Origin of the sequence: Ensifer sp. ENS10 (assembly GCF_014852025.1) — a bacterium.
Lineage (GTDB): Bacteria > Pseudomonadota > Alphaproteobacteria > Rhizobiales > Rhizobiaceae > Ensifer.
The window spans coordinates 351791-375321 of sequence record NZ_JACVAS010000005.1; the positions used below are offsets into that span (position 1 = coordinate 351791).

The 23531-nt window shown below is 60.5% G+C and carries 25 protein-coding genes; 5 read left to right on the forward strand and 20 right to left on the reverse strand.

From position 1 onward, the window contains the following. Positions 1–4: 4 nt before the first annotated feature. The 6 genes from IB265_RS20105 to IB265_RS20130 all read right to left on the reverse strand — a co-directional run bounded on the left by IB265_RS20105 (position 5) and on the right by IB265_RS20130 (position 5739). Positions 5–2095 carry a hydantoinase/oxoprolinase family protein gene (locus IB265_RS20105; RefSeq protein ID WP_057248672.1) on the reverse strand — a complete coding sequence of 697 codons (2091 nt, stop codon included), beginning with the start codon at positions 2093–2095 and terminating at the stop codon, positions 5–7. 167 nt (positions 2096–2262) lie between these two features. Continuing rightward, the gene (locus IB265_RS20110; RefSeq protein WP_057248671.1) at positions 2263–3108 is read right to left on the reverse strand and encodes a transporter substrate-binding domain-containing protein; all 846 of its coding nucleotides are present in this window, start codon (positions 3106–3108) and stop codon (positions 2263–2265) included. A 38-nt stretch (positions 3109–3146) separates the two neighbouring features. Next, positions 3147–3797, reverse strand: coding sequence for an amino acid ABC transporter permease (locus IB265_RS20115; RefSeq protein ID WP_192495095.1), 651 nt, complete (start codon positions 3795–3797; stop codon positions 3147–3149). 10 nt (positions 3798–3807) lie between these two features. Further along, the gene (locus tag IB265_RS20120) at positions 3808–4476 is read right to left on the reverse strand and encodes an amino acid ABC transporter permease (protein ID WP_192495096.1); all 669 of its coding nucleotides are present in this window, start codon (positions 4474–4476) and stop codon (positions 3808–3810) included. A 9-nt stretch (positions 4477–4485) separates the two neighbouring features. After that, on the reverse strand, positions 4486–5241 hold the full coding sequence (locus tag IB265_RS20125; RefSeq protein ID WP_057248668.1) for an amino acid ABC transporter ATP-binding protein: 756 nt from the start codon (positions 5239–5241) through the stop codon (positions 4486–4488). Between the two features lie 24 nt (positions 5242–5265). Beyond that, positions 5266–5739, reverse strand: a complete 474-nt coding sequence (locus IB265_RS20130; RefSeq protein ID WP_058325940.1) for a RidA family protein — start codon at positions 5737–5739, stop codon at positions 5266–5268. 474 nt (positions 5740–6213) lie between these two features. Between IB265_RS20130 and IB265_RS20135 the strand changes: the two genes are divergently transcribed. Beyond that, the gene (locus tag IB265_RS20135) at positions 6214–6960 is read left to right on the forward strand and encodes a FadR/GntR family transcriptional regulator (RefSeq protein ID WP_058325941.1); all 747 of its coding nucleotides are present in this window, start codon (positions 6214–6216) and stop codon (positions 6958–6960) included. A 432-nt stretch (positions 6961–7392) separates the two neighbouring features. Here IB265_RS20135 and IB265_RS20140 read toward each other — a convergent pair whose 3' ends face one another. From IB265_RS20140 to IB265_RS20185, 10 genes are all read right to left on the reverse strand, one after another. Further along, the gene (locus tag IB265_RS20140; RefSeq protein WP_057248666.1) at positions 7393–8145 is read right to left on the reverse strand and encodes an SDR family NAD(P)-dependent oxidoreductase; all 753 of its coding nucleotides are present in this window, start codon (positions 8143–8145) and stop codon (positions 7393–7395) included. A gap of 5 nt (positions 8146–8150) precedes the next feature. Next, positions 8151–8903: an SDR family NAD(P)-dependent oxidoreductase gene (locus tag IB265_RS20145; RefSeq protein WP_113736936.1), complete on the reverse strand. Its 753-nt coding sequence runs from the start codon at positions 8901–8903 to the stop codon at positions 8151–8153. Further along, on the reverse strand, positions 8900–9931 hold the full coding sequence (locus IB265_RS20150; protein WP_113736937.1) for a proline racemase family protein: 1032 nt from the start codon (positions 9929–9931) through the stop codon (positions 8900–8902). The genes IB265_RS20145 and IB265_RS20150 overlap by 4 nt, the downstream gene beginning before the upstream one ends. Then, complete coding sequence (locus IB265_RS20155; protein ID WP_113736938.1) at positions 9928–11397, reverse strand: aldehyde dehydrogenase family protein; 1470 nt, start codon at positions 11395–11397, stop codon at positions 9928–9930. Before IB265_RS20155 ends, IB265_RS20150 begins: the two co-directional genes overlap by 4 nt. Positions 11398–11434: 37 nt before the next feature. Continuing rightward, entirely contained in the window at positions 11435–12667 is a 1233-nt protein-coding gene (locus IB265_RS20160) for an FAD-binding oxidoreductase (protein ID WP_192495097.1), read from the reverse strand. A gap of 63 nt (positions 12668–12730) precedes the next feature. Continuing rightward, entirely contained in the window at positions 12731–13609 is an 879-nt protein-coding gene (locus tag IB265_RS20165) for a dihydrodipicolinate synthase family protein (protein ID WP_192495098.1), read from the reverse strand. A 35-nt stretch (positions 13610–13644) separates the two neighbouring features. Then, positions 13645–14310 carry an amino acid ABC transporter permease gene (locus tag IB265_RS20170; RefSeq protein ID WP_057248660.1) on the reverse strand — a complete coding sequence of 222 codons (666 nt, stop codon included), beginning with the start codon at positions 14308–14310 and terminating at the stop codon, positions 13645–13647. 12 nt (positions 14311–14322) lie between these two features. Next, positions 14323–14991, reverse strand: coding sequence for an amino acid ABC transporter permease (locus IB265_RS20175; protein ID WP_057248659.1), 669 nt, complete (start codon positions 14989–14991; stop codon positions 14323–14325). A 10-nt stretch (positions 14992–15001) separates the two neighbouring features. Beyond that, positions 15002–15772 (reverse strand): amino acid ABC transporter ATP-binding protein, encoded by a 771-nt coding sequence (locus tag IB265_RS20180; RefSeq protein WP_057248658.1) that lies wholly within the window; start codon positions 15770–15772, stop codon positions 15002–15004. Between the two features lie 73 nt (positions 15773–15845). Continuing rightward, positions 15846–16676 carry an ABC transporter substrate-binding protein gene (locus IB265_RS20185; protein ID WP_192495099.1) on the reverse strand — a complete coding sequence of 277 codons (831 nt, stop codon included), beginning with the start codon at positions 16674–16676 and terminating at the stop codon, positions 15846–15848. Between the two features lie 199 nt (positions 16677–16875). Between IB265_RS20185 and IB265_RS20190 the strand changes: the two genes are divergently transcribed. The 3 genes from IB265_RS20190 to IB265_RS20200 all read left to right on the forward strand — a co-directional run bounded on the left by IB265_RS20190 (position 16876) and on the right by IB265_RS20200 (position 18798). Then, on the forward strand, positions 16876–17595 hold the full coding sequence (locus tag IB265_RS20190; RefSeq protein ID WP_192495100.1) for a GntR family transcriptional regulator: 720 nt from the start codon (positions 16876–16878) through the stop codon (positions 17593–17595). Between the two features lie 2 nt (positions 17596–17597). Then, the gene (locus tag IB265_RS20195) at positions 17598–18383 is read left to right on the forward strand and encodes a pyrroline-5-carboxylate reductase (RefSeq protein WP_192495101.1); all 786 of its coding nucleotides are present in this window, start codon (positions 17598–17600) and stop codon (positions 18381–18383) included. A 211-nt stretch (positions 18384–18594) separates the two neighbouring features. Further along, positions 18595–18798 carry a cold-shock protein gene (locus IB265_RS20200; RefSeq protein WP_192494983.1) on the forward strand — a complete coding sequence of 68 codons (204 nt, stop codon included), beginning with the start codon at positions 18595–18597 and terminating at the stop codon, positions 18796–18798. A gap of 43 nt (positions 18799–18841) precedes the next feature. Here IB265_RS20200 and IB265_RS20205 read toward each other — a convergent pair whose 3' ends face one another. Further along, positions 18842–19732 (reverse strand): LysR family transcriptional regulator, encoded by an 891-nt coding sequence (locus IB265_RS20205; RefSeq protein WP_192495102.1) that lies wholly within the window; start codon positions 19730–19732, stop codon positions 18842–18844. 95 nt (positions 19733–19827) lie between these two features. On the opposite strand from IB265_RS20205, the gene IB265_RS20210 reads away from it, so the two are divergent. Further along, positions 19828–20070, forward strand: coding sequence for a helix-turn-helix transcriptional regulator (locus IB265_RS20210; RefSeq protein ID WP_192495103.1), 243 nt, complete (start codon positions 19828–19830; stop codon positions 20068–20070). Between the two features lie 247 nt (positions 20071–20317). On the opposite strand, the gene purU is transcribed toward IB265_RS20210, so the two are convergent. The 3 genes from purU to glyA all read right to left on the reverse strand — a co-directional run bounded on the left by purU (position 20318) and on the right by glyA (position 23512). Continuing rightward, positions 20318–21214: a formyltetrahydrofolate deformylase gene (purU, locus tag IB265_RS20215; protein WP_057248653.1), complete on the reverse strand. Its 897-nt coding sequence runs from the start codon at positions 21212–21214 to the stop codon at positions 20318–20320. Between the two features lie 18 nt (positions 21215–21232). Further along, the gene (gene folD / locus IB265_RS20220) at positions 21233–22123 is read right to left on the reverse strand and encodes a bifunctional methylenetetrahydrofolate dehydrogenase/methenyltetrahydrofolate cyclohydrolase FolD (RefSeq protein WP_057248652.1); all 891 of its coding nucleotides are present in this window, start codon (positions 22121–22123) and stop codon (positions 21233–21235) included. A 111-nt stretch (positions 22124–22234) separates the two neighbouring features. After that, positions 22235–23512, reverse strand: coding sequence for a serine hydroxymethyltransferase (gene glyA / locus IB265_RS20225; RefSeq protein ID WP_305853079.1), 1278 nt, complete (start codon positions 23510–23512; stop codon positions 22235–22237). Positions 23513–23531 lie beyond the last annotated feature (19 nt).

Genomic DNA, 23531 nt, shown 5'->3' on the forward strand with positions numbered 1-23531 from the left:
CCGTTCAGGCGGCTTGCTTGGCGCACACGAGCAGGCAGCCATCGGCCTGCATGACGACCTCGCGGCTCGCCGTAATGATGGTCGAGGTTTCGCGTTCGGTGATGACCGCCGGACCTGCGACCCAGTCGCCCGGCTTCATGTCGTGGCGGGAGACGACCGAGGCCTGCTGGAAGCGGCCTTCCTGGACATCGAAAATCTCGCGGGTGCCGCGCACCGTAGCGCCGCCAGCCTTCCCGACCTTGCTGATCCTGGCCGGCGGCGTGACTTTCGATGTCGCTCTCAGCGACCAACTGACGATCTCGACATCGAGGCCGCCAATCACTCGGCCGAAGAAATGCTCGTACTGCGCGTCGAAGAGAGCGCGGAATAGGGCACCATCGACATCGGCATAGTCACGCACATCGATCGTGATGGGAACTTCCCAGCCCTGGCCGACATAGCGCATGTATGCGGTACACTCGAGATTAGGATCGGCATCCGGTGCGCCGGAGCGCACGAAGGACGTCGCTTCCGCGACGAGCTCCGAAATCGTCCGGTTGATCGCATCTGCGTCGAAACGGCTGAGGCGGCTATAGGCGCTGCGAACCGACTCGAAGCCGAAGGGCGCGCGCAGGAACCCGATGGCCGAGCCGACGCCGGCTCCCGGCGGGATCAGTAGATTCGCCATGCCGAGCTTCTCGCAAAGGCGGGCGGCGTGGATGGGCGCGGCGCCACCGAAGGCGATCATGGTGAACTCTGAAAGCTCCTTGCCATTTTCGACTGCATGCATGCGGGCGGCGTTGCTCATGTTCTCGTCCACGACCTCGCTGAGGCCGTAGGCCGCAGTGGCAATGTCGGTGTCGAGTTTCGACGCGATGTCGGCATGCATCGCCCGATCGGAGGCGGGCGCATTAAGCTTCATCGCCCCGCCTGCAAACTCGTCGGCATCGAGGCGGCCGAGGATCAGGTCGGCGTCAGTTACCGTCGGGCTTTCCCCGCCACGGCCATAGCAGGCCGGCCCCGGTTCGGAACCGGCACTGTGCGGCCCGACACGGATCTGACGCATACTGTCGACGGTGGCGATCGATCCGCCGCCGGCGCCGATCTCTACCATCTCGATAACCGGGATGGAGATCGGCATGCCGCTGCCCTTCTTGAAACGCCAGGTGCGGGCCACCTCAAAGGTTTTCGAGGTCTTCGGCGTCTGGTTCTCTATCAGGCAGATTTTTGCGGTCGTGCCGCCCATATCGTAGGAGAGGACCTGATCGAGCCCGTAACTGCTGGCAATATGCGCGGCGAAGATCGCGCCGCCCGCCGGACCGGATTCGAGGAGGCGAACCGGAAACTCGATAGCGCTCTCGACGCTGATGATACCGCCGCCCGAATGGATCATGAAGACCGGGCTGCGCATGCCCTCTTCCGCCAGCCTGCCGACGAGACGATTGAGATAAGACGCCATCAGCGGCTTGACGAACGCGTTGGCGCAGACCGTGTTAAAACGCTGGAACTCGCGCATCTGCGGCGAGACCTCCGAGGAAATCGAAACGGACAGATCCGGCTTCCTCGCCAGCAATCGGTCGCGCACCGCCTTTTCATGCGCGCCATTCAGGTATGAATGGATGAAGCCGATTGCGACGCTTTCATAGCCTGCGGCGATAATACGGTCGCAGAGGGCGTCGACCTCGGCAAGATCGAGCGGCTTCAGGACACCACCGTCGGCGCCGATCCGCTCGTCGATGACGAAGCGTTCGTTGCGGGGCACAAGCGGCGCAGGCAGCACAATATTGAGATCATACTGTTCGAAGCGGCTTTCGGTCCGCATCTCGATGACATCGCGAAAGCCCTTGGTGGTGATGAAGGCAGTGCGCGCGCCGCGCCGCTCGATCAGCGCGTTCGTCGCGAGCGTCGTGCCATGGATGACGGTGTCGATCTCTGACAGTTCGACGCCTGCCAACTCGGCGACCTGCCGGATGCCCCTGACGATCGCGTTTTCCGGATAGGAATAATCGGTCAGCACTTTGATCGAATGGAGCGTGGTGCCTACCTCCATCGCAACGTCGGTGAAGGTGCCGCCGATGTCGACACCGACCCTGATCTGCATACCATCTTTCGCCATTTTCTTGACTTTGCTCCGTGAACGAACTTCTCTTCCACACCGCGCCCAAGGGCTTGCTTTCGACATGCGGTGGGCATTCCCCGCCCGCACTTGCAGGCGGAGGCTAAAGCTCTTCGATTGTTGATGTTTCGGGGTGCCCTGCGCAGCGGTTGCGCAGGGCAGGCGCGTTATTGCTTGCCGGTGAAGTCTACGCCCGGCAGCGTTGTCGGAAGTTTTGCGCGATCGACGCCGATCCATTTCTTGTAAAGTGCGTCGAGCGAGCCATCAGCCGTGTGACTGGTCACAAAATCGGTGAGGAAGTTGAGCATTTCCCGGTCGCCCTTGCGAACGGCCATGCCCTGAAAATTATCGGCCACCTTGTACTTGCGCTCGAACTCCGCTTCGTGTCCCGTCTCCTTGATGACGAGACCGTAGGTCACGCTGCCAAGGATGGCGTCGACCTGGCCGGACAGGAGGGCCTGCACGGTCGTCGCATCGTCGTCAAAGCGTTTGATCTCGGTCGTTGGCGGTGCAGCCTTGACGAGGATCGGCTCGAACACGCTACCACGGTTCACGCCGATGACGTATTTGCCAAGGTCGTCGTTGCCCTTGATCGCCGCATCCTTCTTTGCCCAGACCGTGATATCGTTCGACGAGTAGGGGATGACGTACTGGATGACCTTGGCGCGCTCCTCGGTGATCGTCATCGATGGCACGAGGAAGTCGACATTGCCGTTGACCAGCAGCGGAATGCGATTCTGCCCGGTGATGCGCTCGAACTTGACCTCTACACCAAGTTCCTTGGCGATCAGCTTGGCGATTTCGATGTCGAAGCCGTCATTCTGGCCATTCTGGTCGATGAAACCCCAGGGGAACTGGTCCATCTGCACGCCGATGGTCGCCGTGCCCTTGGCCTTCAGTTCCTCCGGTGTTATGGCCAGCGCCGTCGTCGCGAACAAGGTCGTGGCCAAAAGCGCGGCGGCAAACACGCCGGGAACGTTCGAACGCGAAAAGGGCAATGCTATCTTGAACATGTGGTCACCTCTGGTTGGTTTTGTCATGCGTTCTTGTTTTACCGATCGGCATTCAGCCGCCGTTCGATCCGAGCGCTGCTGAAGGTCAGCGGAAGGCATATGAAGAAGTAGACGAGGGCGACTGCGCCATAGACCTGCAGCGGCTGGAACGTGATGTTCGCCATCAGCTGGCCGGACCGGGTGAGCTCCGTCAGTCCGAGCAGAGCAGCAAGCGCGGTACCCTTGATGAGGTTCACAAGGAAGCTGATTGTCGCAGGCAGGCCGATGCGGAACGCCTGCGGCAGGACGACGTCCACCATCCGGTGCACATAGCCGATCCCGAGAGCGCGGGCGGCCTCACTCTGGCCATCGGGAACCGCCTGGATGCTGCCACGCCAGATCTCGCCTAGGAACGCGCTGGTATGCAGCGAAAGCCCGATCGTCAGCGCCACCCAGACATCCACCTTAAGACCCAGAAGCGGCAGGCCGAAATAGACGAAGAACAGCTGGACCAGCAGCGGGGTGCCCTGAAAGATCTGAATGTAGGTGGCCATCAGGATACGCAGCAGCCTCCACTTGCTCGTGCGGCCGAGCGCCACGCCCAGCCCGAGCGCGCCGCCGAAGGTGAAGGCGAGAAGCGTCAGGACCACCGTCCAGCGCGCGCCCTCGAGCAGAAAGAGGAACTCTCCCCAGCCAAATTGACGGATCATCGCAAGGCCCTCACTTCGTCGGATAGGAGAAATAGACCCTGCCGATCACGCCAAGCGCGGCAGAGAAGAACTGGGACAGCACGAGATAGATGACGCCAAGCGTGAGATAGATCTCGAAGCTGCGGAACGTCTGGGAATCCAGGGTCTGGGCGAAGTACGTCAATTCCTCCGCCGAGACGGAAGACACCAGACTGGAGTTCAACATCATCAGGATGAACTGGCTGCAGAGCGCCGGGTACACCGCACGGATAGCCGGACGAAACACAACGAAACGGTAGATGTCGGCCGTGTGTAGGCCGAGCGCCCTGCCAGCCTCGATCTGCCCGGGTCGGATCGACTGTACTCCGCCGCGCACGATCTCCGCGGCATAGGCCGCGCAGTTAAGCGTCATGGCGAGGATCGCCGCCTGTTCCCCACTCAGCCGGATACCGATGGCCGGCATGCCGAAGAAGACGAAGAAGACCTGCACGAGGATCGGCGTGTTGCGGATCAGCTCGATGTAACCGATCGCCATCGCCCGAAGAGCGTTGCTTTTGCTCATGCGCATCAGCATGAACACGATGCCGAGGTTCAGGCCGAAGACCATGGAGAGCGATGACATTCTCAGTGTGCCGATCACGCCCTCCAAAAGCATGGGCCATGCGGCAAAAACCGGTGCGAAATCGAAGGAGTAGTTCATCGGCCGCCCTCAGTGGTTGAGGATCTGGCTGAGGAACGCCCTGGTGCGTTCGTGGCCCGGATTATTGAAGAAGACGTCCGGCTTGGCGCTCTCGATGATCTCGCCGCGGTCCATGAAGATGACACGGTGCGCGACGGCACGCGCGAACCCCATTTCATGCGTCACGCAGATCATCGTGATACCGTCGTCGGCAAGCGAGATCATCGTGTCCAGCACTTCCTTGACCATTTCCGGATCGAGCGCCGAGGTCGGTTCGTCGAACAGCATGATCTTCGGATCCATGCAGAGCGCGCGGGCGATCGCTACGCGCTGCTGCTGGCCGCCGGAAAGCTGAGCGGGGTATTTCTGCGCCTGCTCGGCAATGTGCACGCGCTCCAGATGCCGCATCGCTTTCGCCTTGGCATCCGCCGCCGACGCCTTTCGGACCCGGCGCTGGGCCAGCATGCAGTTTTCCAGAACGGTCATATGGGGGAAGAGGTTGAACTGCTGGAAAACCATGCCGACGTCGCGGCGAATGTGATCGGCGTTCGACCCTTTCTGGTTGAGCGCAGTTCCATTGACGACGATCCTGCCCTGCTGGACTTCCTCAAGGTGATTGATGCAGCGAATGAGTGTGGACTTTCCCGACCCTGACGGGCCACAGAGGACGATATGCTCGCCCCGCGCAACGTTGAGTTCGACGCCCTTAAGTACCTGCAACGGACCATACCATTTGTTGACACCCGTCATTTCGATGGCTTTTTCGTTGCTTTCATTCTCGCCCATGGCCAATTCCCTTTCCTGTAACCGTCAGGATTTCGCTGCGACTTCAAACACGGCGTCCACTTCGACCGACGATCCACGTGGAAGCGATCCGGCCCCCAGTGCCGTGCGCACATGACGCCCCTTTTCGCCCAGAATTTCGACGAAAAGGTCGGACGCACCATCGACGATCGCGGGGTGACCTTTGAAATCCGCCTGCGCGTTGACGAAGCCACGGACCTGAACGCAGGCCACTACCCGGTCGAGATCGCCGTCGAGCGCGTCGTTGACACGGGCAAGGATGTTCAAGGCACAAAGCCGCGCCGCCTGATAGCCCTCTTCAAGCGAGACATCCTGCCCCACGACCCCGGCAAAATGCTCCACGCCGTCAATCCGAGGGATTTGCCCGGAAACGAAGAGAAGGTTCCCGGCAAACCGATACGGAATGTAGTTGCCTGAGGGCGAGGCAATCGAAGGCAACACGATGCCGAGCTCGGAGAGGCGTGCGGAGACGTCACCCATAGCGGTTTTCCACCTGATTTTGTGCGCGCGCCGTTGCGCGCAGTTCCTGTTCCCGGAGCTATTCGCCACGTTCGCTTGAGGATCGTGGCGCTGGCTCGCTTTTTCTGACGAAGAGATTAGTGAAATAGTATCTCATGTCAACATAAAAGTTAGAGATACTATCTCTTTGCTCTGAGAAACCAATCCAGCGGGATTAATCACAAAATATCAGATAGTTAACCACTAAGCATTGGTTCTATAAAACTGTGAATTCTCGCCAACGTAAAAAAAAATTTCGCAACGAGCTCCAAAAAAAGCCAGAAATGAGATGGCCAGGCCCCACTATTCGGCAGAGAGTGCGCACACCTGACGAGCGAAAATTTCAGTTGAGGTAGCATCACCTCACTGCGTCATGCTACCTTGTCAAAGACACAACAAATCCCTATCAGTTGGCAAACGTCGCTCACGCGTGCGACCAAGCAGACGGGTGGAATCTTGAGTACTTTGGCAAGCCGGACGATACAGGCCCTGAAGGCCCATATCGTCGACAATCAACTGGACAAGGGCCACAAACTTGGATCGCTGAATGAACTGGCGCAGCAGTTTAACGTCAGCCGCACGATCATCAGGGAGGCCGTCTCCGCGTTACGGTCGGAGGGAGTTGTCGAGGCACGTCATGGCGTCGGTGTGTTCGTGCACGAGAAACCTAAGCCGGAAGACCCATACGACTACGATCCGGAACTTGTCCTGGCGCCCTTGCAGCGCCTGAAAACATCATTCATGGACCTCCTTGAACTGCGGATGGCATTCGAGGTCCATGCCGCAGGCCTTGCTGCGACTCGCCGTTCATGGGCGCAGGAATCGAATATCTGGAATGCCGCACGGCAGTTCGAAGCCTCGCTCGACGACGAGGCCGCCCTCGACCACCTGGATTTCGTGTTCCACCGATCGATCGCGGAAGCGACGAATAACGGCGCCTTCATAGAGTTCTTTAACCTGATGAGCCTCCAGATCCTCCCCCAACCGGCTTTCTCGAAACAGGTGAACCCCGAGCTCATCACACCAGAGTATGTGCAGAACACGGTTCGGGAGCACAGGGCGATCTGCGAAGCGATCAGCACCGGCAATTCCGAACAGGCCCGTGAAGCGATGCGGGCGCATTTGAACCGTAGCCACTTACGCTACAGGGGCTTCTCGAATGGTGGCGCTTCTCCCTTGAGCAATGTCGCGCGGGATGAATAGAAGGCGATCGCTTGACCAGATTGAACTGTCGACATGCCAACGGCCAACGTAAGACCTGCAGAAAACGTCGACATGGTCATTTGGCCACTATGCAGGTATTGATGGATTGAGAGTGCAACAGGAAATAGCGCCCCTCCTCGCGAAACGCCCTTCCAGTCGATACATTATGCGATCCTAAACGCACAAACCGGAAACAAACCCGGCACATGATAGTGGCGGCTTCCTACTTTACCTCCCCATGCAGATCCTCCTATTTAAAATACAAATCATCGAAATTCAGTTGATCTGGGGAAATAAAAGGGTCGTGCAGTTTGTTACTTGACGGCGCTGGCGCGACAAGCGGCCTGTTCAAGATCATGCGGCTTACGTCAGCTTCCTTTGGGACAGCTGTTGTGGCATCCATGCTGCCGCCGGAGTGACTTCAGCCTTTTGTCAGGCGACCGCCTGTGCACCGGTGATTTCCACCAGCGATCCACACATGAAGGCTGCCTCGTCGGACGCAAGGAAGGCGACGAGGGCTGCGACTTCTTCCGGCTTGCCAATGCGGCCAAAGGGAACGAGTTTGTCAAGGTCAGCAATCGTTCGTCCGGAGCGCTTTACACCGGCTTCCAACATGGGCGTGTGAATTTCGCCCGGGCAGACGGCATTGACGCGGATCTTGTTCGGCGCGTAGTCGCGGGCAAGGTTCTGCGTGAAGCTCGCCACGGCCGCCTTCGTCACGTTATAGGCGATGTGGTTCGGCGCCGGATAAAGCCCCCACTGGGATGCCGTGTTGACGATGGCGCCGCCGCCCGCCTGGATCATGTGGGGCAGCGCCGCCTGGCAAAGATGGAAAATCGCGTCGACATTGACCGCAAAGCTCAGCCGCCAATCCTCCCGCGTCAACGAGAGAAGATTGCCGCGGCGGTTGATGCCGGCATTGTTGCAGAGCACATCGATGCGCCCTTCGGTCGAGATCACATTGTCGATGATGGCGCGGCAACCCTCAGCGCCCGAGATATCGCTGGCGAGCGCCCGCGCGCTGCCGCCCTTGCCCGCAATCTCCGCGACGGTCGCCTCGGCGCCCTCCCCATTCATGTCGGTGACGATGACCCTTGCGCCCTCGTCAGCGAAACGGGCACTGATCGCCCCGCCGATGCCACCTGCTGCGCCGGTGACGATTACGATCTTGTCCTTGAAACGCATGGAAATTACCTCAGATAGCTGCCGCCGTTCACGTCAAGCACAGCGCCATTGAGGGAGGCCTGCGAAGGACGGAAGGCAAATGCGGTGATCTCGCCGATCTCTTCAGGCGCGGCCATCCTGGCGATGGGAATGCCGGCCAATGCCGCAGCCTCGCCATGCTCGGCGATATAGGCTTCGGCCATTTCGGTGCGCACCCAGCCGGGCGCCAGTGCCACCGCGGTCACGCCTTCATGTCCGTGGCTCTGCGCGATGGACTTGGTGAGGTTGATCAGTGCCGCCTTCGAGGCTCCGTAGGCCATCGCGCTGGAGGTGTAGCCGCGCTGTCCGGCGCGGCTTGCCATATTGATGATCCGCCCACCGCCATGGGCGCGGAAATGCTGGATGGCGAGTTTCGACAGATCAACCGCCGAAAGGAAGTTGACGCGCATTTCACGCGCCCAGACCCGCTGCCATTCATCCATGGGCGCATCGACTGCAACCTCGGAGCGGATGCCGGCATTGTTGACCAGCCCTGTGAGCCGGCCAGCAACGGAGACGGCCTGATCCCACAGGGCCTGAGGGCCGGCCGGGTCCGACAGATCGGCCGGCACGCACCAACCTCTGCCGTCGAGCCCGTTCACAAGCGCTTCGGCGGCATCGCGATTGCGGCCGTAGTGGACGACGACATTCGCCCCATCAGCCGCGAGAGCATGGCAGATCGCCTGCCCGATGGCGCCGGTTGCACCCGTTACCAAAACGGTTTGTCCCTTGAGGTTCATAGCTCCCCCACCTGCGGTCCCCACGTGTCCGACATGGCAAAACCCTGAGCGAACCGATCATGCGGATCCAGCCGCAACTGCTGCCGGCCGAAGACGTAGCCTTGGCCCGTGATACGCGGCAGAACCGCCGGGCGGTTGCCGACCGTGGTCTCGCCCAAGATCTCGGCGGTGAACGTACCACCTATGATACTGCGCGAGAGACGTCTGTCGCCGGTTTTCGCCTTGCCCCGCGCATGGAGCACCGCAAGATTGGCGGAGGATCCGGTACCGCAGGGCGAGCGATCCACGCGACCGGGTTTCAGCGTCGTGCATGTTACCACTGAGCCATCCTGCTGGTAGTCGCGGAACATCACGTAAGCGATCTCGTTAAGTCCAGGGATGTCCGGGTGGCTTACCGCGATCTGATCGGCGAGCAGCGACTTGATCTCGGTTCCGGCTTCGGCGAGCGCCCAGGCCGCATCTGGCGCGATGCGAAGCCCGATCTGATCCACGTCCATCAGTGCATAGAAGACGCCGCCAAAGGCGATGTCGCCCTTAATACGCCCCCATCTGCGCGTGTCGATCGCGGCGTCGAGTTGCTGAACAAAGGCGGGAACATTGTCGAGGCTGACCGAAAGGCATCGACCGTTTTCGCAATGCGCCCGGGCGACGATGAGCCCGGCGGCGGTGTCGAGCCGCACGACGGTTTCCGGCTCGCACATTTCCACCCGACCACTTTCCAGGAGCGCAGTAACCACGCAGATGCAGTTGGACCCCGACATCGGATGGGCGCGGTCCGGCTGCAAGACGATGAAGGCAGCATCGGCGTCCGGCCGGGTCGGATCGAGAAGCAGGTTTGTCGTATGAACGACCTGCGCTCGCGGTTCGCGCGTCAGGAACAGGCGCAATGACGGATCGACATTGTTCAGATGGTTCATCTTCTCAAGAATGGTCGCGCCCGGAATAGCTGGCGCGCCACCGATCAGGACATTGCCGCTTTCGCCCTGGCAATGGACAAGCAGGATATCGAGGGACTTGTCGAAGGTCATTTCAGATACCATCCCCAGGGTGCATCGCTGACGAGGCGAGTGATCTGTTTGGTCTCGAGATAGTTGTCGAGGCCCCAGCGACCAAGCTCGCGGCCGATGCCGGACTGCTTGTAGCCGCCCCACGGCGCCTCGGTAAAAGTCGGTTGCGAGCAGTTGATCCAGACGATGCCCGCCCGGAAGGCAGCGGCCACACGCTCGCATCGTTCGTCATCGGTCGACATGACTGCGGCGGCAAGCCCGAAGCGTGAGTCGTTGGCGAGGCGGATCGCCTCCTTCTCGGTCTCGAAGGGACGGATGCAGACGACCGGTCCGAAGATCTCCTCGACCCAGGCATCACTCTCGAGCGTCATATCGGTGAGGATCGTCGGCGCGACCCAGAAGCCCTTGTCGAAGCCATCGTATCTACCGCCACAGGCAACTCTTGCGCCCTGCTCGACGGCGCGCTCGATATGGCCGAGAACATCCTCATACTGCCCCTTGTTGACGAGCGGCCCGAGCAGCGTGCCCTCTTCGAGACCGTTGCCGATCCGGATTTTCCTGGCTTCCTCGACCAGCCGGTCCAATAGCTTCGGATAGAGCGGCGCCTCCACCAGCACCCGCGAAGTCGCCGAACACACCTGGCCCTGGTTCCAGAAGATACCAAACATGATCCATTCGACGGCCTTCTCGATATCGCTGTCGGCAAAGACGACGAAAGGAGACTTGCCGCCGAGTTCGAGGCTGATGCGTTTGATGTCCTTGGCGCCGGCGGCCATGATGCGGGAGCCGACCGGGCCCGACCCGGTGAACGCCACCTTGTCCACCTGCGAATGCTCGACCAGCGCCTGGCCGACGACCGAACCCTTGCCGGAGAGGATGTTCAGCACGCCTTTGGGAAGGCCCGCAGCCTCCGCGATCGCACCCAGTTCCAGCGCGGTCAGCGAGGTGGTTTCGGCGGGCTTCAGGATCATGGTGCAACCCGCCGCAAGCGCCGGTGCCACTTTCCACGAGGCCATGAGCAGCGGATAGTTCCATGGAACGATAGCAACCGCCACTCCGAGCGGCTCGCGCACGGCCTTGGAGACGAAGCGCTGGTCCGCAAGCTTCACTTCTTCGACTTCGCCATCGAGTTCCTCAGCGAGATCGGCATAGAAGTCGAAGCAGCCGGCGGCGTCCGCCAGGTCCCATTCGGACTCGGGCAACGGCTTGCCGTTGTCGCGTGTTTCCATGTGCGCCAATTCCGGCAGTCGATCACGGATGCCTTGTGCCATGGCGCGCAGATATCTTGCACGCTCCTTGCCCGAAAGGCGTGGCCAAGGCCCATTGTCGAAAGCCTCGCGGGCCGCCTTGACCGCTGCGTCGGCCTCTGCGACGCCGGCGGCAGCGATGTGGTGAAAGACCTCTTCGGTCGCCGGATCGATCACGGGAAGCAGGCTTCCGTCGGCTGGTGCGATCCATTGTCCATCGATGAAAAGCTTGTTCTGCATGGTGTCCTCACATGGAATGCGTTTGTGCGGTCGCCCTTTAGAAGCGGTCGACGCGATAGGGGAGCATGTCGATGGGTGGCGTCCGGCCAGTGATGAGGTCGCCCATCAGGCGCGCGGTCGTGGCCGCATAGGTGACCCCCAGATGCCCATGGCCGGCGGCGTAAAAGACGCCTGGAGTTTTGGCCGAGGCCGACATGACAGGCACGGTGTCTGGAAGCGCCGGACGATGGCCCATCCACTCGGTAAAGTTCTCGCAGCGCAGGTTCGGCAACGCCGTTTGGGCCCGCCGCACGGTTATCTTCGAGCGGCGATAGTCGGGTGCGGCGTCGAGGCCCGCCATTTCGACCGTGCCGCCGACTCGGATACCGCCTGCCGTCGGCGTGACCATGAAGGCGCGGGCTGGCCAGATGATAGAGTGGCGCATGGAAACGCCGGGAGCCATGATCTGGGTATGATAGCCACGCTCGGTTTCGAGCGGCATCGGTTCGCCCAGCATCTTCGACAGCAGGCCGCTATGGGCTCCCGCTGAGATCACAACCTCATCGGCGGCGATTGGATCTCCCCCGACGAGCCGGACGGCAGTGACGCGGGAGGAGCGGTCGAAGCCAGCCACGGCGCAGCGGCGGAATTCTCCACCGAGTGCGGTGAACCTTTGCGCAAGTTTGTTCACCAACCGAAACGGATCGCGCAAACTTCGGTTCTCGGGGAAGAGGACGGCGAGACCGATGCGGTCCGACAGCTCCGGTTCGAGCTCCCGCGCCTCAGCACCCGTCAGGCGCTGGTGCGGAAAGTCGAAACGCTCGAGGATTTCGATATGTTCGCGGTCGGCGCGAAACTCCGCTTCGTTGCTGTAAAGCGACAGGCAGCCCTCTTCTGTCAGTTCGCCTTCCAGCCCCGTCTCGCGCAGCAAGGGCAGGAGGTCGTCATAGACACGGCTGCAGAGAGCTGCCCCTTCGGCCTCCAGTTGTCGAAGCCTGGCCGGTCGCGAGGCGGCGACAAAACGTGCAAACCAGGGGAGCAGTTTCGGCATGTAGCTCGGGCGGACACGGACGGGACCTTCCGGATCAAGCATCCATCCGGGAATCTGCTTCCAGATCGACGGGCGCGAGGCAGGCATGAACTCGGTCACCGCGATCGACGCCATGTTGCCGTAGGAGGCGCCGCGCCCCACCTCGCCCTTGTCAAGCAAGATGACCCGCCGCCCTCGCTTTTGCAGTTCGTAGGCGATGGTTGTGCCGATGATGCCTGCGCCGACAACCACGGTGGTCATGCTAGCCTTGCTCCTGCTCGTTTTCCTTGGATGGCGGCCGGACGTCAGCCCGGCCGCACTCGATTACCAATTGAGGATCGGTTCCATGGCGGTGCGGAATTCGGCTTTTTCCTCGTCCGTGAGCGGACCGAGGGGCGCTCGGCACTCGCCGACCGGCGTGCCCTGCACTTCGCAACCATATTTGAGCTTCTGCACGAACTTGCCCGATTCCAGGATGTTCATCGCCTTGTAGAGGGTCGCCATTTGCCTCTTGGCTTTGGCGAGATCGCCAGACTTGAAGGTGCGGTCGAGATCGCAGACGGCTTTCGCCATGCAGTTGGCCGGGCCGCAGATCCAGCTCTCGGCGCCCCAGATCATGAAGTCGAGCGCGATGTCGTCCGATCCGGAAACCAGCTGGAGGCGTCCCTCGTAGCGGGTCGCAATGCCGATGGCGCGCTGAAGCGACCCGGAGCTTTCCTTGATGCCGATGATGCGCGGATCGTCGGCGAGCGCGTCAAGAACCTCCCAGCCCAGCTCAACTCCGTCCTTATCCGGATAGCTGTAGAGCACGATCTTCATGTCGGTCGCTTCAAGGACAGCCTTGAAGTGCGCAACTAGCTCGGCCTGCGTGGGTTTCGTATAAAAGGGCGTTGCGAGAAGCACGGCGTCGTAACCCATCGCCTTGGCGCGCAGCGTGTTGGCAATGACGCCGGCCGTCGATGGCGCGTTGGTGCCGGCGATCAGGATCTCGCCAGGCTTGGCGAATTCCTTGACGAACTTCAGCACCTCATCGCGCTCTTCATCGGACATGAAGCTGTATTCGCCCGAGGAGCCGCAAGGCACCCAGCCCGTGACGCCTGCTGCGCGCAGATTGGCCAGATGCTTTCCAAATGCGGCAAAGTCGATCCTACCTTGACGGTCGAAGGGGGTAACGAGGGCTGGCAAGACGCCTGAAAGTTTCATGGGACTATCTCCATTCGGGGGTTCGAAGGGTGGCGTCAGAGAGCCAACCGCTTGAGAATGCGTCGCTCGATGACCGTGACGGCGCGCGTCAGCGGAAAGGCGATGACGAAGTAGATGAGTGCGACGATCGTCAGCACCTCGATTGGCCGGGCCGTGTTGTTGGAAATGTTCTGGCCGACGAACATGAGGTCCGCCATACCGACGGCCGAGACGAGTGCGCTTTCCTTGAAGAGGCTGACGCAATTTGACAAAAGCGTCGGCGCGGCGCGTAGCACGGCTTGCGGAAGGACGACGTTGGTCGTGCGCGCCCAATGAGAAAGACCGAGCGCCACGCAGGCATCCAGCTGCTCGCGGCCGACCGATTTGAGCGAGGCCCGGAACGTCTCGCTGCTGATCGCCCCCATATAGAGCGTCAAGGCGATCACGCCGGACGTCATGTTGGACAACTCGACACCGAGGATCAGCGGCAGGCAGAAAAAGATCCAGAAGAGTTGAACAAGCACGGGCGTGCCGCGGAAAAATTCCACATAGACACTCGAGGCTGCACGCAGGATGGCATTTTTCGAGGTCCTCGCAAGCGCAACAAGAAAGCCAAGGGCGCAACCGAGCACGATGCAGATCAGCGTCAGTTTGAGCGTCATCCAGAGGCCAAGAAAGAGAGCCTCCTGGAACTTGAGTACGACGGCAAAATTGAAGGTCATCGTTTGTCTCCCTCAGCTTGCCAGGGCTTCGCGGCGGCGTTCCAAATAGCCAACGATCTGGGAGACCGGGAACGACACGGCGAAGTAGAAGAGTGCAACGATCGTGAAGGTTTCGATCGGGCGGTATGTCTGCGTGGCCAAGGTCTTGCCCTGGTACATCAGGTCCTGGACGGCAACGATCGCGACCAGCGCGCTTTGCTGGAAAATGCCGATCCCGTTGGTCAAAAGAACCGGTATCGAATTGCGGACCGCCGTCGGCAGAACAATGTAGAACACCCTCTGGAACGGGGTCAGGCCGAGCGCCACGCCGGCGTCAAGCTGCTCCCTTGGAACCGCCTGGATGGCGGCACGATAAGCCTCCGCGTTGAATGCCGCGAGATTGAGCCCGAGCGCCAGGATGCCCATCGTGACCGATCCGAGGAACACGTTGAAAAGCATCGGGACGCAATAGAAGAACCACACGATCTGGATGATCGCTGGCGTGCAGCGGAAGAACTCGATGAAGAGTGTGACCGGCAGCCGGACCACCGGCGAGCGGCTCATGACAAGCAATGCCAGCACGAAGCCGAATGTCAGTCCGATGGCATTGGCAGCGATCGTCAGTTCGATCGTGACGAGCAAACCGTCCCACAATGGTCCGAAATTGCGAAAGACGGACGCGAAGTCAAAACTGTAGTTCATCGTTCGTCCTTCAGTGCTTGATGTGGAAGACCCGCTCGATGAACTCGCGCGTTCGCTCTTCTCTCGGAGAACCGAGCACCTGTTCCGGCGGACCGTCTTCCACGACCACACCGCCGGCGCAGAAAATCACGCGGGAGGCGATATTCTTGGCGAACCACATGTCGTGGGTCACGATCACCATCGGCATCTGCTGCTTGGCAAGCTGCAGGATCACCTGCTCGACTTCAGCCACGAGTTCCGGATCGAGCGCCGAAGTGACCTCGTCGAAAAGCATCAGCTTCGGATCAAGCATCAGGGCGCGGGCAATCGCGACACGCTGCTTTTGACCGCCGGAAAGCTGCGCCGGATAGCTTTTTGCCTTTTGCGCAAGTCCGAAACGCGTCAACAGCGCCATCGCCCTTGCCTCAGCCTCGGCCTTCTTCTCCCCCCTCACCTTCATCGGCGCGAGGATCAGGTTGCCGATGACATCGAGATGCGGGAAGAGCGTGTAGTGTTGGAATACCATGCCGATCGAGCGACGGACCTTGGCATCGATCGCGGTCTTGCCGTTGCCATTGGCCGAAATGTAGGGCTTGCCGCCAAAGACGATGGACCCGCCGTCGATTTGTTCGAGCCCCATCAGCACGCGCAGGAGGGTGGACTTGCCGCCGCCGGACGGCCCGATGACGACTACGCGGTCGCCCGCCTTCATCTCGATGTCCAAGCCCTGCAGCACCTTCACGACGCCGCCATAGCTCTTGTGCAGTCCTTCGATCTTAACCAGGGGTGCGGTATCCGACATCGTCCAAAACTCTCCACCTCAGGGACAGGGAACGGAGCCGCCACAGGCAGCTCCGTAGGCTTGGTGACCGGGCTCAGTTGCCGGCCTTGAGGACTTCGTCCACGGCCTTCTTGATCAGGGCATCCACGTGGCCGGTCGCGACCCGCTCCTCGAGGAAGATGTTGACCACTTCGACATCTGACGCCGAAAGCTGATGCGGCAATCCGAACGCCACGCCCTGCTGGGCGAGCGCCGGCGCCGGATTGAGCGCTACCGCCCAGTCGGGGTTCGACTGGGTGAAAAGCTGGTTTGTGTCGGAGGCATCGACCAGGATGTCGGCACGACGCGAAACGACCGCAAGGCGTGTTTCGTCGTTGGTCGGCAGGCGCAGGATCGTCGCTGTCTTGACCGCGGCGGAAATCGCCTTGTCCTGGGCCGTGCCGGACATGACGGCAAGCGTGACGTCCGCCTTGTCGATGTCGGCAACGGAAGCCGCACTCGCTGGGATCTTCGGGTTGTCCTTGTTGTAGGCGAGTGAGATCTGGTACTCCATCGCCGGTACTGAGAACTGGACAGCCATGGCCCGAGCCGGCGTACGATTCAGCGCCAGGGAGACGTCCCATTTTCCGGCCTGAAGGCCCGCAACGATGTTGTCCCAGGTCGTGTCGACGAATTCGGGCTTCACCTGCAGAACTTCAGCGAATTCGCGGCAGAGGTCGGCAAAGAAGCCGGAGTACTCGCCGCTTGCAGGATCGCGCATCACATAGGGCGGCGCAACAGCCGCTCCGCAGCGCAGCGTGCCGCTCTTTTGGACACCCTGCCAGTATCCTTCGGCCGTTTCAGCCATCGCCGTAGTCGACAGCCCAACCGCCAGGGCGAGCGCGGCCGTCGCCCGCAGAGCGGACGTCATCACATTTCTGAACATGTGCATTCCCCAATTTTGAGCGCGTGAGACGCGCGGTTCGACCTGTCGGCTTTGGCCGTTCTTAGTGTTTTCGTGTCGGCTCCGTGTCGACTGACAAAACTATGTCGTCTCCGTGTCGACAAAGTCAAGCGAAAAGTTTACGATTGCTGCGTGCCGATTTTTCTGGCCCAATGACCGGAAGAGACGGAAAGGGGCGTAAGTGTCTGACGAAATTGAAATGAAACGGGTGCGCGGTACGGGCTGGAAAAGTGTCTACGACACGCTGCGCAATGAGATCCTTGCCCTCACCTTGCCGCCGGGCCAGTTGCTCGACGAAATGACGCTCGCCGAGCGCTTCGACATGTCGCGTTCGCCAGTGCGCGAAGCGCTCATACGGCTTGCCGGCGAAGACCTGGTGGTCACGCTTTCCAACCGCAGCACCATCGTCGCTCCCATCGAGGTGGCGAGCTTTCCGAAATATGTCGAGGCGCTCGACGTCGCCCAGCGCATGAACACTCGGCTGGCGGCAGCGTTGCGCACCGAGGCGGACCTGAAGATCATCGCAAAGCGTCAGAAGGAATTCGAAATAGCGGTCAAAACCGGCATTCACCTGAAGATGTCGGAGGCCAACAAGCAGTTTCACATGGCGGTCGCCTATGCGGGCAAGAACGGCTATCTGGCGTCGTTCTACGAGCGACTACTGAACCAGGGTCAGCGCATGCTTCACCTCCATTTCGAATACCTGGAGCGCACCGGTGACGGTTATCTTTTGACCGACGAGCACGAATTGATGCTGGAGGCGATCCGCGCCAAGGATGTCGAGCGTGCAGACGAGCTGGCGCATGCCCATACCCGCCAGTTTCAGAACAACTTCATCGCCTTCCTGCGCGAAAACTACACGACCGAAGTGTCTTTCGGGCCGCTTGCGGCGGCGGAGTAACCATGCCCCTGCCCGAACGCATAGGTTTTATCGGCACTGGCGCGATCACGGATGCGATGGTGCGCGGCCTTCTTGCAGAACCTGCCGCAATTCCGCAGGTCGTCGTGTCTCAACGCAGCGCGGACATTTCGGCCAGGCTTGCCTCCGATTTCCCGCAGGTACACGTGTCGCCAGACAACCAGGCGATTGTTGACGGCTGCGACACGGTCGTGCTGGCAATCCGTCCGCAAGTCGCCGAAGGGGTTATTCGTCCTCTGCAGTTTCGCGAGGGCCAGAAGATCATCAGTGTCATTGCGGCAACCGACCGGCCAAAGCTCCTCGACTGGATCGGCACAGAGGTCCGCCTCACCCAGGCGATCCCCCTGCCCTTCGTCGCCCGCCGCAAGGGCGTCACCGCGGTCTTTCCGGCGGACGCAGGCACGGCCGCAATCTTCGACGTGCTTGGCAACGCCGTCGAATGCGAGACCAAGGCGGAATATGACCTTCTGGCCGCAGCAAGCGCATTGATGGCCACCTATTTCGGCATCCTGCACCGCACGACCGAGTGGCTCGCCGAAAATGGTCTGCCGGAAGATAAGGGCCGCGCATATCTCGCGCCGCTCTTTGCCGGTCTTTCCGAAGCAGCACTTCACGCTGGTACAGATGTCGACTTCTTCGAGATGAGCCGCGAATTTGCCACCAAGGGCGGCCTCAACGAACAGGTTTTCCGGGATTTCGACGAGCGGGGCGGAACCGAAGCGCTGACGCGAGCGCTAAGCAGTGTGTTCGAGCGCATCACCAACCGTTAGCAGACGGCTCTCGCCACGATCGAACCTCAGACCAGGCATGCGGCGGCCGACGACCCACATGAGGCGCTACCCGCGTTCCTGTCAAAGAAGGGACCGACAACCCTGCCGAGCCCGAAAACCGCAGTGCGCGTGCATGCGCGATTGCCGCAAAGGGCGACGCTGGATAAGCTCCAGCGGCAAAACGCAGACCACTCAGCTGACGAGGATGACTATGGCAAACGGTACCGTTAAGTTTTTCAACCAGGACAAGGGTTTTGGCTTCATCACGCCTGACAACGGTGGAGCGGACGTCTTTGTCCATGTGTCGGCGGTGGAAGACGCAAGCCCTCTGCGCGACGGTCAAAAGGTCAGCTATGAGCTTGGCCAGGACCGCAAGACCGGAAAATCGAAGGCCGAAAACGTCAGGTCAGCCTGAACGTCGCATCCTACGCCTCGGGAATTCGCTTCATTGCATTCGCTCACCTGCCCGGCCGCGCCAGCGACCGGGCAATGTCGATGATGTCGTCACGTGACGCGGTCGGGTCTTCCTTGTTCCAGGCAACACCAAGCCCGATCTTGAGATCGACGCCGCGCACCGGCCTGAGCTCGAAGTTGCGATTGGGCAGATCCTTCGTCCATTCCGGCGCAAAGCCGATGCCGAGGCCTGCGGAGACCAGTGACACCAGCGAGAAGGTGTCGTCGCAGCTATAAGCGATGTTGCAGGTCAAACCATGGATCTCGAACATCTCGGAGAAATAGCGCTCCGAGTAAGAGAGGTTTTGACGGGAAAAGGCGATGATCTTTTCCGAGCGAAGGTCTTCGATGTCGATCTCGCTGCGAAGCGCCAGCGGACTCGTCTTTTCGACCGCCAGCAGATAGCGCTCATGCGCGATCGAGAAGAAGCGCAAGGAGCCGATGTTTTCGACCGGACGGATAAAGCCAAGATTGATCTGGCCATTTTCGATCGACCGGATGATGTCGTTGGTCGAGCCGCTCGTCACATGCAGCGCGACATCCGGAAACTTCCGGCCGATACGGGCCAGGAACGCCGGCAGCACGCCTGTCGTTGCCGGATAGACGGTTCCGATCCTAATCGTGCGCGCCGCCTTGCCGGCAACTGAGCGCGCCACCTCAACCGACAGTCCGACATCGCCAATGATCCGGACCGCCCGATCGTAGAACGCCTCCCCCGCCCGCGTCAGTTCGACCTTCCGCGTCGACCGCTCCAACAGCCGGACGCCGAGTTCCTTCTCCAGCGCCTGGATGTGGGAGCTCAACGCCGGCTGAGCGATGCACATCCGCGCCGCCGCCCGATTGAAGTGCAGTTCTTCGGCCACCGCAACGAAGTAGGAAAGTTGGCGTAGTTCCATATGAGTTACACCGAAATCACGGATATTATCTGAATTTAAGATAACTGAAAATCAGATATAAATGAAGCCCCCATCTCAAGGCAGGTGGGAAAATCGTGGCCAAGACTCTCGGTACGGGACGGCATAGAGCGCTGATTGCGCTGCTTATTGCAAAGCGTGAGTCTGCAGGACTTACGCAAACAGAACTTGCGGCAAAGTTGGGAGAGTATCAGTCCTTCGTGGCGCGCCTTGAAAGTGGTCAACGTCGCGTGGACGTCGTCGAGTTTCTGGAGCTCGCAGACCTCTTAGGCTTCGATCCCCACGAAGCATTGGATCGGCTCTCCCGCATCAAGGAATGATCTGAATTATCGGCGGCCTGAAGGCATTCCAGTCGATACATTATGCGATCTTATTGGCCCAAAAGTGAACATACGCGCAACAAGCCGTCCACGACGCTCGTGAAGTACGGCTCCGTGTTGCTCAGGCGGACGTCGCTCGCATCTTAAGTGAAATGCATCATGCCAATGGGCAGGGGCAGCTTCCGGCAGTATGCAACACTTCGGCCGGCCTCCTGCCGGCCCGGTGTCGACGCGCGTCACGCCGCCTTCAGCCCATGCGCTCTGACGCGTAGGAGCCCGGAGATGCAGGAAACACCACAGTCTTGTTGCCGTCGATGAACACACGTCCGTGGATGTGGGCGTGGATCGCACGCGCGAGCACCTGGCTTTCGACGTCGCGCCCGAGACTCACGTAATCCTCGCCGCTCTGCGCATGGGTGACCCGAACGATGTCCTGTTCGATGATCGGCCCCTCGTCCAGATCCGCCGTGACGTAGTGCGACGTCGCGCCGATTAGCTTCACACCCCGCTCGTAGGCCTGCTTGTAGGGATTGGCGCCCTTAAAACTTGGCAGGAAGGAGTGATGGATGTTGATGATACGGCCGGACATCTTGCGGCACATTTCGTCGGACAGAACCTGCATGTAACGGGCGAGCACGATGAGCTCCGCACCGGAATCCTCCACGATCTGCATCTGAGTTGCCTCGGCCTCCGGCTTGTTCTCCTTGGTGACCTTGATGCAGTGGAATGGGATATCGTGGTTCACGACGACCCGTTGATAGTCCAGGTGGTTCGAGATGACGCCGACGATGTCGATCGGCAGCGCGCCGATCCGCCAGCGATAGAGAAGATCGTTGAGGCAGTGGCCAAAGCGGCTCACCATCAGGATGACCTTCTTCTTCTCGGTCTCATCGAAGAACTCGGTGTTCGCCTCGTATTTCTCCGCGATCGGCTTGAAGCCTTCACGAAGCTGCTCAAGGGTGCGCCCCTCTTTCGGCTGGAAGCTGACGCGCATGAAGTAGCGGTCGGTGTCAGCGTCATCGAACTGGGCGCTGTCGGAAATGTTGCACCCATTCTGCGAGAGATAGGTGGCAATGGCTGCCGTCACCCCGCGTATGGAGGGGCATGCAACACGCAGGGCATAACGAGGGGCGGTGGTCGTCATTTCAGATGTCCTTGAGTCTTAGGCCGCAATGGCCAAGATGTGATGCCGACGGAAGGCTGTCAGTGTGTTAGAGAGCAGGCAGGCGATAGTCATCGGTCCGACACCGCCCGGAACGGGGGTGATCGCGCGTGCGTGACCCGCCTCCCCGTAAACAACGTCACCGACGATCCGCGACTTTCCGTCTACCTGTATCCGGTTGATGCCGACGTCGATGACGACAGCGCCGGGCTTGATCCAGTCTCCGCGGACAAGACCGGCGCGGCCGGCTGCTACCACCAGAATATCAGCCGCACGGCAGAACTCTGCCGTGTTCTTCGTCTGCGAATGGACAACGGTCACGGTGCAGTGAGCGTTCATGAGCATCTGGGCCATCGGTTTGCCGACGATGTTCGACTTGCCGACGATGACGGCGTGCATACCCGCCAGGTTCTCGCCCAGGGTATCCTTCAGGAGCATCATGCAGCCCAACGGCGTGCACGGAACGAGCGCCGGATTTCCGGTCGCAAGCCGTCCCGCGTTCGAGACATGGAAACCATCGACGTCTTTGTCCGGATTGATCGCCTGGATCACCGCATTCGGATCGAGATGCGCGGGCAAGGGCAACTGCACGAGGATACCATGGATCTCCGGATCCACGTTGAGGCGGTTCACGAGTACAAGAAGCTCGGCTTGGGTGGTTTCCGCAGGCAGACGATGCTCGAAGGACTTCATGCCAGCGGCCATAGTCTGCTTATGCTTGGATGCCACGTAGAGGGCGCTAGCCGGATCTTCCCCGACCAGAACCACCGCCAGACCGGGAACAACGCCGGTCTCGGCCTTCACTGCCTCGACGTCAGCTTTGACGCGCTCCAGCAGCCCTGTGGCGAACTGCTTTCCATCGATGTCCGTGGCGCGTGTGAATCTGTCCATTGGGTTACGTCTCCATTGGATTCAAGCTCGAACCAGCAAGCTGCTCTGAGAATAGAAATGCCGCGCGTTCGATTTGCCCGCGCGGCATCGAATGCGTCCGGCGTTGGCGGATTACTGCCCGTAGACCGGGAACGTGTTCGTCAGCTCGGCTATTTTGGCCTTGGCGCCTTCGACGACGTCGTCGGCCTTGCCGGCGACCTCGGCGTCAATGAGGTCCGCGATCACGGTACCCAGCACTCGGAACTCCGCCTCCTTCAAGCCCCGAGTCGTTGCCGCTGATGAGCCGAGGCGCATACCGACCCATTCCGGAGGACGCGGGCTGTCGCCAGGGATCGGGTTCTTGTTAGAGGTGATATTCGCCTTGGCGAGCAACGTCTCAGCCTGTTTTCCAAGCAGTCCCTTGCTCGCAAGATCGAGGAGGACGATGTGGGTGTCGGTCCCGCCCGAAACGATCCGGACGCCGCGTTCGGCAAGCGTGTTCGCGAGAACCTTCGCGTTTGCGACCACCTGCCGTGCGTAGACCTTAAAGTCATCGAGCATCGCCTCGCCGAGGCAGATCGCCTTTGCCGCAAGAACGTTGCTGTGCAGCGACCCCTGAACACCGGGGAAAACGGCGGCCTGCAGTTTCTTGTACCACTCCTCATTGTTGGTGAGGATTAAGCCCCCGCGGGGACCGCGAAGCGTCTTAGTCGTGGTGCATGTCACAATATCCGCATGCGGGAACGGCGACGGATGCACGCCGCCTGCAACGAGACCTGCGATATGGGCCATGTCGACCAGGAAGTATGCGCCGACCTTCTTCGCGATCCTCGACATGCGTTCGAAGTCCAACTCTCGCGGGTATGCGGAACCGCCTGTGATCAGCAGTTTCGGTCGGATTTCCTCGGCAAGCCGCTCCATCTCGTCGAGATCAATGACTTCGTTCTGCGGATTGACGTTGTAGTTAGTGGCGTCGAACCAGCGACCCGAGAGGTTCGCTTTCATGCCGTGCGAGAGATGACCGCCTGCTGCCAGATCAAGCGAAAGCACCTTCTCGCCTGGCTTCAGGAGCAGGAAGAAAACGGCGAGGTTGGCCTGGGTGCCCGAATGGGGCTGCACGTTGGCGTAACCGCAGTTAAAGAGCTGTTTGGCGCGGTCGATCGCCGCCTGCTCCGCGATATCGACGAACTGGCCGCCACCATGGAAGCGGTTGCCGGGATAGCCTTCAAGCGTCTTGTTGGTGATCTCGTGCCCCAGTGCGTCGAGGACCGCGCGGCTGACGATGTTCTCCGAGGCGATCAACTCGATCTGATTTTGTTGACGGCCCCGTTCCGATGCAAGGGCATCGGCCAGGAGAGGGTCAACTTCTCCAACAGTCATAGTAAAATGCGCTCTGGTGGCGTGATCCATCTCGTTCTCCAATCTCTCG

Coding starts and splice junctions, on each gene's coding strand:
- IB265_RS20105 (WP_057248672.1), bottom strand. CDS start 2,095: ATGGCGAAAGATGGTATGCAGATCAGGGTCGGTGTCGACATCGGCGGC.
- IB265_RS20110 (WP_057248671.1), bottom strand. CDS start 3,108: ATGTTCAAGATAGCATTGCCCTTTTCGCGTTCGAACGTTCCCGGCGTG.
- IB265_RS20115 (WP_192495095.1), bottom strand. CDS start 3,797: ATGATCCGTCAATTTGGCTGGGGAGAGTTCCTCTTTCTGCTCGAGGGC.
- IB265_RS20120 (WP_192495096.1), bottom strand. CDS start 4,476: ATGAACTACTCCTTCGATTTCGCACCGGTTTTTGCCGCATGGCCCATG.
- IB265_RS20125 (WP_057248668.1), bottom strand. CDS start 5,241: ATGGGCGAGAATGAAAGCAACGAAAAAGCCATCGAAATGACGGGTGTC.
- IB265_RS20130 (WP_058325940.1), bottom strand. CDS start 5,739: ATGGGTGACGTCTCCGCACGCCTCTCCGAGCTCGGCATCGTGTTGCCT.
- IB265_RS20140 (WP_057248666.1), bottom strand. CDS start 8,145: ATGCGTTTCAAGGACAAGATCGTAATCGTCACCGGCGCAGCAGGTGGC.
- IB265_RS20145 (WP_113736936.1), bottom strand. CDS start 8,903: ATGAACCTCAAGGGACAAACCGTTTTGGTAACGGGTGCAACCGGCGCC.
- IB265_RS20150 (WP_113736937.1), bottom strand. CDS start 9,931: ATGACCTTCGACAAGTCCCTCGATATCCTGCTTGTCCATTGCCAGGGC.
- IB265_RS20155 (WP_113736938.1), bottom strand. CDS start 11,397: ATGCAGAACAAGCTTTTCATCGATGGACAATGGATCGCACCAGCCGAC.
- IB265_RS20160 (WP_192495097.1), bottom strand. CDS start 12,667: ATGACCACCGTGGTTGTCGGCGCAGGCATCATCGGCACAACCATCGCC.
- IB265_RS20165 (WP_192495098.1), bottom strand. CDS start 13,609: ATGAAACTTTCAGGCGTCTTGCCAGCCCTCGTTACCCCCTTCGACCGT.
- IB265_RS20170 (WP_057248660.1), bottom strand. CDS start 14,310: ATGACCTTCAATTTTGCCGTCGTACTCAAGTTCCAGGAGGCTCTCTTT.
- IB265_RS20175 (WP_057248659.1), bottom strand. CDS start 14,991: ATGAACTACAGTTTTGACTTCGCGTCCGTCTTTCGCAATTTCGGACCA.
- IB265_RS20180 (WP_057248658.1), bottom strand. CDS start 15,772: ATGTCGGATACCGCACCCCTGGTTAAGATCGAAGGACTGCACAAGAGC.
- IB265_RS20185 (WP_192495099.1), bottom strand. CDS start 16,676: ATGTTCAGAAATGTGATGACGTCCGCTCTGCGGGCGACGGCCGCGCTC.
- IB265_RS20195 (WP_192495101.1), top strand. CDS start 17,598: ATGCCCCTGCCCGAACGCATAGGTTTTATCGGCACTGGCGCGATCACG.
- IB265_RS20200 (WP_192494983.1), top strand. CDS start 18,595: ATGGCAAACGGTACCGTTAAGTTTTTCAACCAGGACAAGGGTTTTGGC.
- IB265_RS20205 (WP_192495102.1), bottom strand. CDS start 19,732: ATGGAACTACGCCAACTTTCCTACTTCGTTGCGGTGGCCGAAGAACTG.
- purU (WP_057248653.1), bottom strand. CDS start 21,214: ATGACGACCACCGCCCCTCGTTATGCCCTGCGTGTTGCATGCCCCTCC.
- folD (WP_057248652.1), bottom strand. CDS start 22,123: ATGGACAGATTCACACGCGCCACGGACATCGATGGAAAGCAGTTCGCC.
- glyA (WP_305853079.1), bottom strand. CDS start 23,512: ATGGATCACGCCACCAGAGCGCATTTTACTATGACTGTTGGAGAAGTT.